Annotated in this window: 9 protein-coding genes; 7 read left to right on the forward strand and 2 right to left on the reverse strand. The window is 65.9% G+C overall.

The annotated features are described in order from the left end of the window. Positions 1-12 precede the first annotated feature (12 nt). From ACX80H_RS07250 to ACX80H_RS07260, 3 genes are all read left to right on the forward strand, one after another. The gene (locus ACX80H_RS07250) at positions 13-2505 is read left to right on the forward strand and encodes a GcvT family protein (RefSeq protein WP_459312145.1); all 2493 of its coding nucleotides are present in this window, start codon (positions 13-15) and stop codon (positions 2503-2505) included. A gap of 124 nt (positions 2506-2629) precedes the next feature. After that, positions 2630-3256 carry a cyclodeaminase/cyclohydrolase family protein gene (locus ACX80H_RS07255; protein ID WP_459312147.1) on the forward strand — a complete coding sequence of 209 codons (627 nt, stop codon included), beginning with the start codon at positions 2630-2632 and terminating at the stop codon, positions 3254-3256. Continuing rightward, on the forward strand, positions 3253-4128 hold the full coding sequence (locus tag ACX80H_RS07260; RefSeq protein ID WP_459312149.1) for a bifunctional 5,10-methylenetetrahydrofolate dehydrogenase/5,10-methenyltetrahydrofolate cyclohydrolase: 876 nt from the start codon (positions 3253-3255) through the stop codon (positions 4126-4128). The genes ACX80H_RS07255 and ACX80H_RS07260 overlap by 4 nt, the downstream gene beginning before the upstream one ends. 71 nt (positions 4129-4199) lie before the next feature. Here ACX80H_RS07260 and ACX80H_RS07265 read toward each other — a convergent pair whose 3' ends face one another. Further along, on the reverse strand, positions 4200-4895 hold the full coding sequence (locus ACX80H_RS07265) for a GntR family transcriptional regulator (RefSeq protein ID WP_459312150.1): 696 nt from the start codon (positions 4893-4895) through the stop codon (positions 4200-4202). Positions 4896-5240: 345 nt separating this feature from the next. Here ACX80H_RS07265 and ACX80H_RS07270 point away from each other — a divergent pair, with 345 nt between their 5' ends. Beyond that, the gene (locus ACX80H_RS07270; RefSeq protein WP_459312152.1) at positions 5241-7214 is read left to right on the forward strand and encodes a BCCT family transporter; all 1974 of its coding nucleotides are present in this window, start codon (positions 5241-5243) and stop codon (positions 7212-7214) included. 161 nt (positions 7215-7375) lie between these two features. Here ACX80H_RS07270 and ACX80H_RS07275 read toward each other — a convergent pair whose 3' ends face one another. Next, positions 7376-8308, reverse strand: coding sequence for a LysR family transcriptional regulator (locus tag ACX80H_RS07275; protein WP_459312154.1), 933 nt, complete (start codon positions 8306-8308; stop codon positions 7376-7378). 159 nt (positions 8309-8467) lie between these two features. Here ACX80H_RS07275 and ACX80H_RS07280 point away from each other — a divergent pair, with 159 nt between their 5' ends. The 3 genes from ACX80H_RS07280 to trmB all read left to right on the forward strand — a co-directional run bounded on the left by ACX80H_RS07280 (position 8468) and on the right by trmB (position 12184). Next, positions 8468-9772 carry an aromatic ring-hydroxylating oxygenase subunit alpha gene (locus ACX80H_RS07280; RefSeq protein ID WP_459312156.1) on the forward strand — a complete coding sequence of 435 codons (1305 nt, stop codon included), beginning with the start codon at positions 8468-8470 and terminating at the stop codon, positions 9770-9772. Then, positions 9769-11178 (forward strand): ferredoxin reductase, encoded by a 1410-nt coding sequence (locus tag ACX80H_RS07285; RefSeq protein WP_459312158.1) that lies wholly within the window; start codon positions 9769-9771, stop codon positions 11176-11178. Before ACX80H_RS07280 ends, ACX80H_RS07285 begins: the two co-directional genes overlap by 4 nt. 127 nt (positions 11179-11305) lie before the next feature. After that, positions 11306-12184, forward strand: a complete 879-nt coding sequence (trmB, locus tag ACX80H_RS07290; RefSeq protein WP_459312160.1) for a tRNA (guanosine(46)-N7)-methyltransferase TrmB — start codon at positions 11306-11308, stop codon at positions 12182-12184. The last annotated feature ends 27 nt before the right edge of the window (positions 12185-12211 follow it).

The following is a 12211-nucleotide window of genomic DNA, read 5'->3' on the forward strand; positions in this document are numbered from 1 at the left end:
AGGAGAAGCCACATGGCATCGACGCCAAACATCGTCATCATCGGAGCTGGAATCGTCGGCACGAACCTCGCCGACGAACTGGTCACCCGGGGATGGAACAACATCACGGTCCTGGACCAGGGGCCTCTGAACATGCCCGGGGGTTCCACGTCCCACGCCCCGGGTCTCGTCTTCCAGACGAACCCCTCGAAGACCATGACCTCGTTCGCCAAGTACACCGTCGAGAAGTTCCTGTCCCTGACCGAGGACGGCGTCAGTTGCTTCGACCAGGTCGGAGGCCTCGAAGTCGCCACCACCGAGGCACGCCTGGCGGATCTGAAGCGAAAGCTCGGATATGCCGCTTCCTGGGGAATCAGTGGAAAGATCCTCTCCAGCGCCGAGTGCAAGGAGCTCTACCCGCTCCTGAACGAGGAGGACATCCTGGGCGGGCTCCACGTCCCGACCGACGGCCTGGCGCGTGCCGCCCGTGCCGTCCAGCTGCTCATCAAGCGCACGGAAGCCGCAGGCGTCCAGTACCTGGGCAACACCACGGTCACGGGCATCGAGCAGTCCGACCGCCGCGTGACCGGCGTCGTGACTCCGGACGGTGTCATCCCCGCCGACATCGTGGTCTCCTGCGCAGGCTTCTGGGGCGCCAAGATCGGCGAGATGATCGGCATGGTCGTGCCCCTTCTCCCTCTGGCCCACCAGTACGTGAAAACCACTCCGGTGCCGGCTCGCAAGGGCCACAACGAACTTCCCAACGGAGCGTCGCTGCCGATCCTGCGTCACCAGGACCGGGACCTCTACTACCGCGAACACGGCGACCGCTACGGCATCGGTTCCTACGCGCACCGTCCCATGCCCGTGGACCTCGATGACCTGGGCTCCTACGACCCGGACAGCATCAGCGATCACAACATGCCCTCCCGTCTCGACTTCACCCTGGAGGACTTCCTCCCGGCCTGGGAGGACACCAAGCAGCTGCTTCCGGCACTGCGGGAATGCGAGATCGAGGACGGCTTCAACGGCATCTTCTCCTTCACGCCCGATGGCGGGGCCCTGGTGGGTGAGTCCAAGGAGCTCGACAACTTCTTCGTGGCCGAAGCCGTCTGGGTGACCCACTCGGCCGGTATCGCCCGGGCCGTCGCGGAGCTCCTGACCACCGGCAAGTCCGAGATCGACCTGGGTGAATGCGACATCCACCGTTTCGAAGAGGTCCAGCTGACCCCCGAGTACGTCAGCGAGACGTCCCAGCAGAACTTCGTGGAGATCTACGACGTCCTGCACCCGCTGCAGCCCAAGCTGTCCCCCCGCAACCTTCGCGTCAGCCCTTTCCACGCCCGCCACAAAGCCCTGGGAGGGGTCTTCCTGGAGTCCGGCGGATGGGAGCGCCCCTACTGGTTCGAAGCGAACGCGGACCTGCTCAAGGAGATGCCCGCCGAGTGGCAGCCCCCGGCCCGCGACGCCTGGTCCGCGATGTTCAGCTCGCCCATCGCAGCCGCTGAAGCCTGGAAGACCCGTACCGCGGTGGCCATGTACGACATGACCCCACTCAAGCGCCTCGAAATCTCTGGCCCGGGAGCACTGAAGCTGCTGCAGGGGCTCACCACCGGGGACCTGTCGAAGAAGCCCGGGGCAGTCACCTACACCCTCGTGCTGGACAACGCCGGCGGCATCCGAAGCGACATCACCGTGGCCCGGTTGAGCGAGGACACCTTCCAGCTCGGGGCCAACGGAAACATCGACACCGCCTACTTCGAGCGGGCCGCACGCCACCAGACCGAAAACGGAACCGCCGGCGACTGGGTACAGGTGCGTGACACCACAGGCGGCACCTGCTGCATCGGCTTGTGGGGCCCCCTCGCCCGGGACCTGATCAGCACTGTCAGCAGCGACGACTTCTCCAACGACGGTCTTCGCTACTTCCGGGCCAAGCAGGTCGTCATCGGCGGCGTCAGCGTGACCGCGATGCGCTTGTCCTACGTCGGCGAGCTGGGCTGGGAACTGTACACGAGCGCGGACAACGGCCAGCGCCTCTGGGATGCCCTATGGAAAGCCGGGCAGCCCCATGGCGTCATCGCCGCGGGTCGGGCCGCCTTCAGCTCGCTACGCCTGGAGAAGGGCTACCGCTCCTGGGGCACCGACATGACCACCGAGCACGACCCCCTCGAAGCCGGCCTCGGATTTGCCGTGAAGATGACCAAGGAGGACTTCGTCGGAAAGGCCGCCCTGGAAGGCCGCACCGAGGAGAACTCCGCCCGCCGCTTGCGCTGCCTGACGGTCGACGACGGCCGGAGCCTCGTACTGGGCAAGGAACCGGTCTTCTACAAGGACCAGGCAGTCGGCTACGTCACCAGTGCCGCCTACGGCTACACGGTCGCCAAACCGATCGCCTACGCGTATCTTCCTGCCGAAGTCAGCCTCGGGGACTCGGTGGAAATCGAGTACTTCGGACGGCGCATCCAGGCCACAGTCACCGCGGATCCGCTCTACGACCCCACGATGACCAGGCTCCGCGGCTGACCCACCCGCCGGGCCGTTTCACGGGCAGCGGCCCGGACTCGTTCCCTCACAACCAGAGTCCGGGCCGCTGCCCCTGGCGGCCCACACCCTGCCGGTCGACTCAAGCTTCAGCCCAGGAGGACACTTGATCAGGTCAGAAACGATCGACGCATACCTCGCAAGGCTTGCCTCGCGTGAACCAACCCCCGGCGGCGGTGCAGCCGCAGCGCTCCACGCCGCCCAGGGGGCAGCTCTTGTCGCCATGGTTGCCAGATACACCACCGGCCCGAAATACGAGCAGCACGACGAGCTCGTCCAACGCATCATTCGCGCTGCCGACTCACTGGTTGCCGAGGCCCTGGGTCTGGCGGATGCCGACGAGGTCGCGTTCCAAGGCGTCATCGATGCGTACAGACTTCCGTCCGGTACGGATGAACTCCGAGCCGCACGGGCGGCCTCCATCGGTGAGGCGCTCATTCTGGCGGCGCAAACACCCGCCCAGCTCATCAGGCTCGCCGGCACCATCGTGGATCTTGCCACGGAGCTTTTCGAGGTCGCGAATGCCACCGTGATCAGCGATGTCGCGGCTGCCGCCGATGCAGCCCGCGCAGCCGCAACCACCGCCCGCGTGAACATCGACATCAACGTGGTGGCCATCAAGGACGCCGAAGCCCGGTCCCGGTTGGCCGACCAGACCGACGGCCTCGAGGAGAAGGTCGTTCTGGCAGCGGACTCCCTCGTGGGGCGCGTGCGTGGCAGGATTCTCGGTTGAGCGCCGCACTCCTCTCCGGAAAGCAGCTGGCACAGACGATCAGGGAGAAGGCCCACCAGGAGGCCCGCGACCTCGAAGCCGACGGGCTCCGCCCCACACTCGCAGTGGTCGTCGCCACGGATGACGGCTCCACGCACTGGTATGTCCGGTCCATCGAACGTGCCGCCGGAAGTGCCGGCATCAGGTGCCGGATCGTGGACCTCGGCCCCGGTGCCACCGGACAGATCCTCGCTGAGGTCCTGCAAGACCTCAGCGAGGATCCATCCGTTCACGGAATCATCCTCCAGACGCCTCTGCCTCCCGGCGTGGGATCGGATGAACTGGTGGGGCACATCGCTCCGGAGAAGGACGTCGATGGTGCGAACCCGGTGAGCCTTGGCCGCCTTGCCGTGGGCCGGCCCTCGTTCGCACCGGCCACTGCCCGCGCCGTCATCGAGATCCTCGACCACTTCGACATTCCGCTGGCAGGCCGGAACGTGGTCGTCGTCGGCCGTTCCGCCGTGGTGGGAAAGCCGCTGTCCCTGCTGCTGCTGGAGCGCGACGCCGCGGTCACCGTCTGCCACTCCAGGTCGGGCCCGCTGCACAAATACACCAGGACCGCCGACGTCGTCGTGGTCGCAGCCGGGCGCACCGGCCTGCTGAACGGCAGCCACATCTCGTCCGGAGCCGTCGTGATCGACGTCGGCACCAATGTCCTTCCCGACGGATCCCTCGCCGGGGACGTCGACGAGGGAAGCGTGCGGGGTATCGCCGCGGCCCTGACTCCTGTCCCGGGGGGCGTCGGCTCCGTCACCACATCCCTGCTTCTGCTGCACACGACCGAGGCCGCGCGGGAACAGTCGCGTACCCTGGTCCCGGAATCGGTCGGATGACCCCCTGCCATCCCAGGAGAGCCCTGAGCGGCTTCTCCCGTGTCCGCCTGTGCCGAGCGGGTACGGGCCGGCTACAGCACAGCCCTGATGTGGTTCTCGAAATCGGTGACGTGGCGGCTGGTCAACCGCGCAGCAGCTTCGGAGTCCCCCGCCGCGATGTATTCGAGCAGCTCGATGTGCTGGGCGATGTGCTCGGACACCGGCGGAAGCTTTTCGAGCACCAGGCTCCAGATCCGCGTTGCGAGGTTGTCGTATCGAATCAGGACGTCCTCGAGATGCCTGCTTCCGGTGGCCCGGTAGATCATCCGATGGACCCGCATGTCCAGACGCATGAGATCCTGCTGGAACTGCATCCCCGGCAACAGCTGCCCGACTTCCCGCGCGAACTCCCGGAGTTCGCTCCGGAGCTGCGGCGAGGCATGTCGTGCAGCCCGCGCAGCTGCCGCCGGCTCCAGGAGCTGTCGGATCTCTGAGATCTCAGCCAGGTCCGTGATGTCCACACCGGCGGCGAACGTTCCGCGCCGGGGGTAGGCCACCACCAGATGGTCGCTCTCGAGCCGTTTCATGGCTTCGCGGATCGGCGTCCTGCCGACGCCGAGTCGCCGGGAGATGACGTCGTCGTTGAGGGGCTCGCCCGGCTTGATGTCCAGGACGATCAGTTCGTCGCACAGGATCCGGTAGGCGAAGTCGGCGAAGGATTCGTCGTCCTGCCTCAGGGGCGCTGACGGAACCTCCGCCTGCACCGGTTCTCCGCCAGCGTCTGCCATCTCCAGGTCTCCTCCCGATGAGCCCGGGCCTCGACGCCCCAGTTCCCGATCCATCCTATTCGCGCGCCCGAGCTATGGACGTGCACCCCACTGTGAACTAAAGTATCACTGATATATCAACGCTCACGGGCAGGACATATCAGCGTTAATCCCCTGAACACGAAAGAAGTGTGTTCATGAAACATGATCCCCCGAAGGTGGAGGGGGTGGACCCACGAAGTTCGCCTCGTCGACGGCACCATCGTGACCGTCGGATCATTCGAGGCCGCACCTTTCCGCTCGGTCCAACTTCCGAGGGCCGCGGCCGATCGCAGACTCATGCCTCACCGAGCAAAGGACCCGCTCATGGCTTTTGATAGTGACCTGAAATCCCACGTACCCGAGGAGTTGCCTGCGGGCGAAGGCGCCGGAGGAGACAGGCAACCTGCTGTCCTCGATCCCGAGGAAGGAGCCGCACCCCCCGTGTCCGATGCCGTGTCCGATTCGGAGTCCGATGCCGAGTCCGAACAGATCCTCGAAGAGCTGCGTCACGCCAGGACCGAGCAAGCAGTCGCGGATCGCCGGAACCATAAGCTCGTTCTCGACAAGGTCACGTTCGGGATCACGGGCGCCATCGCCATTGCCTTCGTCATCTGGGGCTTTGCCGGCCGCGACAGCCTGTCCGAGACGTCCACCGGAGCCCTCAATTGGGTCATGGAGTACACCGGATGGTTCTTCATGCTCATGGCATCGCTGTTCGTGGTCTTCGTCCTGTGGCTGGCCCTGGGCAAGTTCGGCAACATCCCGCTGGGCAAGGACGGCGAGAAGCCCGAATTCCGCACTGTCTCCTGGGTCGCGATGATGTTCGCCGCGGGCATGGGCATCGGGCTGATGTTCTACGGCGTGGCCGAACCGCTCTACCACTACATCTCGCCCCCGCCCGGAACAGTGGATGGAAGGACACCCGCAGCGATCCAGACGGCCATGGCCACCTCGATCTTCCACTGGACCCTGCACCCCTGGGCCATGTACGCCGTCGTGGGTATCGCCATGGCCTACGGGACCTACCGGCTGGGCCGCCGGCAACTGATCTCCGTCGCCTTCACGTCTCTTTTCGGCGTTCGGACGGTCGAAGGGCCGGTCGGGAAGTTCATCAATATCCTGGCCATCTTCGCCACCCTGTTCGGGACCGCCGCATCGCTGGGCCTCGGCGCCCTGCAGATCGGCAGCGGCATGACCTCCAACGGTTGGTTCGGTGAGATCGGCACCCCTGTGCTCGTGGTGATCGTCGCCGTCCTGACCCTGTGCTTCGTCGCTTCGGCCGTCTCCGGCATCAGCCGCGGCATCCAGTGGCTCTCCAACATCAATATGGTCCTGGCCATCGTCCTTGCACTGATCGTCTTCGTCGCCGGACCCACCCTTTTCATCCTCAACCTGATCCCGTCCGCGGTGGGTGACTACGCGCGGGACCTCGCCGAGATGTCGTCACGGACCGAAGCGGTCGGCGATGAGTCGCTGCGTAGCTGGATGACCAGCTGGACTATTTTCTACTGGGCCTGGTGGGTGTCCTGGACGCCGTTCGTAGGCCTCTTCATCGCCCGCATCAGCCGCGGCCGCACCATCCGCCAATTCGTCACCGGTGTGCTGCTGGTGCCCAGCCTCGTCAGTGTCATCTGGTTCGCCATCTTCGGAGGCGCTGCTTTCAACGTCCAGCAGGAAGCCGACGAAGCCAACACGCCCGGCCTGGTCACCGTGGTCGACGGGACACCGTCCGTCAACTTCGACGGGGCGCTGTTCGACCTGATCAAGAACCTGAGCATGTCCGACTGGGCCACCAGTGCCGTGATCGTGCTGGCCATGGTCCTGGTCGCCATCTTCTTCATCACGGGCGCCGACGCTGCGTCCATCGTGATGGGATCACTCAGTTCCAATGGCGCCGAGCATCCGCGCCGCGCGGTCGTCATCTTCTGGGGCTGCCTCACCGGCGCCGTGGCGGCGGTCATGCTGCTGGCAGGCGGCGATGAACCATCCGAAGCCCTGGCGGGCCTGCAACGGATCACCATCGTGGCAGCGCTACCGTTCGTCATCGTCATGCTGCTGCTCTGCTTCGCCCTCACCAAGGACCTGCGTCGGGATCCTCTCTCCCTGCGGCGTCGCCTGGCCACCTCCGTCGTGGAGCGGGCCATACGCACCGGCGTGGAACAACACGGCGGCGTGCAGTTCGACCTCGTGACGAAGCACGAGTGCGCGGAGAAGTGCTCCGACTCGGATTGTCCTGGAGGACCCGCGACGGGAATCATCCCGACCGTCGAGCGCCGGGGCTCCAGCCCGTCCAGTTGATAGCTGCGCACCTCGAGTAGCAACCCGCCTCGGCGGCATGCGGCCTGTTCCGGCCCGTGCCGCCGAGGCGTACGCACGGGCCGGCACGCCGCCACCTCTCGTTTCCGCGACGGCCTCCTGGACCTGCAGGCCCGTCGGCAGCGCATCGCGGCCACGCGATCTCAGAGATCGGCGTCGGGCCGGGCGGTGAGGATCCGATTGGCCCTGACCTGCAGGATACCGAGCGACTCCTGGATCAGGGGCGATGCGATGCTGCCCCTACGTACCGCAGCGACAATGCGGCGCGAGGGCTTCCCCCTGCCGGTAATGCGCAGTCGGACCACGTTCTCGGCACCATGCAGGGGCGCCAGTCGCGGCAGCAGGCCCACGCCCAGCCCCGCACCGACGAAGGCGATCAGGGTCTCCCATTCGACGGCCTCGTGGGCGATCCGAGGTGTCGCCCCGACTGCCGTGAACGCCGCGGCGAACAGGGAATGGTAGGTGGACCCGGCGGCCTCGGTGATCCAGGGTTCCGACGCCAGCTCGTCGAGCGTCACCGTCTCCCGGGATGCCAACGGATGCTCGGAGGGAAGAATCACGTCCAGGGGATCGTCGAGCAGAACGGTCTGCTCGAAGCGCGGATCGTCCTCGACATGGGCGTCTGACTGCATGGCGACGACGACCGCAAGGTCGATCCGCTCGGCGACCAGCAGGTCGAAGCAGCGGGCCGGTTCGGCCTCGAGTAGCTGCACCTTCAGAAGGGGGCGTGTCGAGCGCAGGGTGGCGGCCAGTGGCGCGAGCAACTGGGCGGCCGCCGTGGAAAATCCACCGAGGCCGAAACTGGACTGGACCTGGTCGCCGGCCTCCAGGGCCGCGGCGCGCAGGCTCTCCCATTCCGCGATGAGAGCGTCCGAGCCTGTCACGAGGAAGCGACCCGTGGCGGTCAGCCGCACGCCCCGGCCGTCCTTCGTCAGCAGCTGCATTCCCAGCACACGTTGGAGTTCGCGCAATTGCGCGGAAACGGCGGAGGGAGAGAACCCTGTGAGTTCCGCAGTTGCACCGACAGTGCCACACCGGGCGAACACCCGCAGAGTTGTGAGCCGGGGATCGATCATGCACCTATTGTGCACTGTTATCTCCAGAATCTTGCGCTTTTATTGCAGGGCGATTGTGACTAATCTCATGCCAACACCATCTTCGGTAACGCCCTTCGTGCCCACTGGCCCGGCGTCTCCATGAAGCGCATACTTACCCAGCCCTCTCGGGAGGAACCCATGTCTGCTCCAGTGAATGTGCCCCTCAACTCACGCGGGAAACTCGTTTCCTCGTTGCCTGCCGAGCAGCTGGCAGAGATCACCGAGCTGTTCGATTTCCGGCGCGTGGGATATTCGCTCGATGCCCCCTTCTACACCGATCCGACGATCTTCAGCGTCGACATGCAGGCCATCTTCGGGCAGCACTGGATCTTCGCCGCCAGCATCGCCGAGCTGCCGGAGCCGGGCGACTACGTCACCGTCGACTACGGGCCCTACTCCCTGATCGTGCTGCGCAACGACGACGGCGGCGTGAACGTCCTGCACAACGTGTGCCGCCACCGCGGCGCCCGCGTCCTGACCGAACCTGCAGGGACAACGGGAAACCTGGTCTGCGGCTACCACTCGTGGACCTACTCCCCCGAGGGCAATCTGATCCACGCCTCGGCGCCTGGGGAAACGAAGTTCGACAAGGGCTGCTTCGGCCTCAAGCGCGCTCACAGCCGTGTGGTCGCCGGACTCATCTTCGTCTGCGTCGCTGCCGAACCGCCGACCGATTTCGACGAGACCTCGAAGATCTTCGAGCCCTACCTCGCACCCCACGATCTGGCGAAGACGAAAATCGCCTACCAGCAGAACATCATCGAAGAGGGCAACTGGAAGCTCGTCATGGAGAACAACCGTGAGTGCTACCACTGCGACGGCCACCCGGAGCTCGCCTGTTCCCTCTTTCCCACCTGGGGCCTGACGGAGGGGCTGATCCCGGCACACCTCGAGGAAGTGTGGGACCGCAACAAGGAAGCGCAGTCCTCGCTCGAGGAGCGTTGCCGCCGCTACGGCCTTCCCTACGAGGTCGTCGAGGAGCTCGACACGCGCGTAGCGGGCATCCGCATCTCCCGGGAATCGCTCGACGGTGACGGTGAATCGTTCTCACCCGATGGGCACCGGCTCTCCAAGAAGCTGCTCGGTGACCTGCGGGACTTCCGCCTCGGCCGCTGCTCGATGCACCTGCAGCCCAACAGCTGGTTCCATTTCCAGGGGGACCACGTCATCACGTTCGCCGTCTACCCGGTCAACGAACATCAGACATTGGTACGCACCACCTGGCTGGTGGCTGACGACGCCGTGGAAGGCGTCGATTACGACCTGGAGAAACTCACCTATACCTGGAAGCAGACGAATCTGCAGGACAAGGCGTTCGTGGAACTGTGCCAGAAGGGCGCCGGTAGCCCCGCCTACGAGCCCGGCCCGTACATGAAGAGCGAATACCAAGTCGAGGCGTTCATCAACTGGTACGTGCAGCGCGTGCAGGAGCACTTGGCATGATCGAACTCGGCACTGAGACGGCAATCCGGGAGCCACAGCGCATCCGCGGTCTTGAGATGCCGTGGAACAGGGTCATGGGCAGCACCGAGGGACCCGCCCGCGCCGCCCATGCATTGGGCCCCTGGCATCCACAGGAGTTTCTGGCGGAATGTGTCGAGACCGTTCCCGAGGTGGGCGGCATGATGACCTTCGTGTTCCGCCGCTGCGACGGTGCGCCCCTCGCGTTCCGTGCGGGTCAGTACGTGAACATCGCCTTTCCCGTGAACGGCGAGGACCAGGATGCAGTGGACCGCAGTTACTCGCTGTCCAGTTCGCCCACCCAGCCGTGGACCTTCAACATCACGGTCAAACGCGACCCCACCGGGCTGGTCTCCCCGTGGGTGCACGAGAACGTTCGGCCCGGCACCGTCCTCGAGATGCTCGGACCGGTCGGGGCGTTCCACCTGCCCGATGCCGACCGCCGGGCACGGTACCTCCTGTTGGCCGCCGGCGCAGGCATCACCCCCATCATGTCGATGGTGCGGACGATCCACTCCCTGCCCGGACAGGCCGATGTCGTCGTGCTCTATCACGGAGCGGAGGCCGGAGGATTCGGCTTCCATAAGGAATTGGCCTACATCGCCTCCGTGGACTCGCGCATCAAGGTCTTCTACGCCCTGGGCGACCGCAGTAAACCCGAAAAATGGGAATGGCTCAGCGGGAGGCTGACGGCCGCCATGCTCGACGAGGTCGCCCCCGATGCCAACGGCCGCCAGGTCTATACCTGCGGCCCCGAGGGTTACCTGAACACCGCCGCCGAGCTCCTGCGGAAGGTCGGTGTCGACGACACCTCGATCAACATGGAGTTCTTCACGGGAAATCGCCAGACGATCCTCGAATACCAGGCAGAGGTCGCGCTCGCCGTGGACATCGCTGAGGAGATCGCCGAGGAGATCGCCGACTCCGCCGAGGACTACTACGAAAGCCAGCCCTCAGCGTTCGGGCTCTACGAGCCCGGCTACGACGCAGACGGAACCCTGAAGGCCACGGGGCTGCCGCTGGAAACCGTCGACCCGGGCGAATCTCGTCCGGGAGCATCCGAGGGCGGGCCGGATGCGGAAGGCGGATCCCCCGACGTCTCGAGCTTCGACACGGTCGGAACGGGAAGCCTCACCCTGTCCTTCCTGCGCACCGGCATCAATGTGCGCGTCGACCCCACCGAACACATCCTCGGACCAGCCCAGCGTGCAGGCGTCAGGATCGGCGCGAACTGCAAGGAAGGCATGTGCGGCTCCTGCAAGGTCGTCAAGCTCTCCGGCGACATCGAGATGAACCACCAGGGCGGGATCCGGGCACGGGAGATCGATGCAGGCAAGTTCCTGCCCTGCTGCTCCACCGCGCGGACCGATCTGGTGATCGATGCATAGCCGGTTCCGGCTGCGCTAGGCAGGCAGCATCAGGGATGCATCTCACGGGAGCAACCACCTGGCGTCCAGCCCGTGGAGCCCGGGCTGGAGCGCCTGCTCCTCCGCTCTGCCGGTAGCCTTGGGGGTGATGGAGCCACAAGCACAGACCCCCGACCAGCCGCACCGCACCCAGCCCGTTTCCTTCGTCCGGCGGGGTTCGCGCCTCCAGGGCAGGCGCCGTGAGGCCTGGGACGAACTCGCGGAAGCCTTCCTAATCGACGTGCCGCGGGTGGAGAACGCCGACACCTCGGTGGCCCCCGGCTTCGTGCTCGACATCGAAGCGGCGTTCGGGCGTTCCGCGCCCCTCGTCGTCGAGGTCGGCTCGGGACTCGGCGAGGCCATCACGCATGCGGCCGAACTCGATCCGGACCGCGACTACCTCGCCCTGGAGGTCTACCGTCCGGGTCTCGCCCAGACCATGCTGCGCATCAGCCAGAAGAACCTGACCAACGTGCGGACCGCACAGGTGAACGCGGCAGAGGCCTTCGCAGGCATGATTCCCGCGTCGTCCGTCGCCGAGCTCTGGACGTTCTTCCCCGATCCCTGGCACAAGGCACGCCACCACAAGCGCAGGCTCGTCAAGGAGGACTACGTGGACCGCGCCGCCCGGGTCATCGAGCCCGGTGGCGTCTTCCGCCTCGCCACGGACTGGTCCAGCTACGCGGTGCAGATGCGCGCCGTCCTGGACGCGAGCGGGCACTTCGAGAACCTGCACGACGGCGAGCGCTCCGGTGCTGACAGCCCCCTCACCCAGGTGTGGGAGAGCGGGGTGGAGTCCGTGGTGGGCGGCGCCCCGGTGCGCGAGGGCCGCGACCCGGTGAGCACCGGCAACACGGGCGTCAACGAGGGCGTCGACGAGCTCGGTGGGTGGGCTCCCCGCTTCGAGGGCCGCACCCTCACGAGTTTCGAGAACAAGGCGATCAAGGCCGGGCGGATGGTCTTCGACCTCACCTACCGCCGCCGCTGAGCGCGCGGCATGGGACGTTGGACCCGT

The organism is Arthrobacter pasteuri (genome assembly GCF_054510955.1).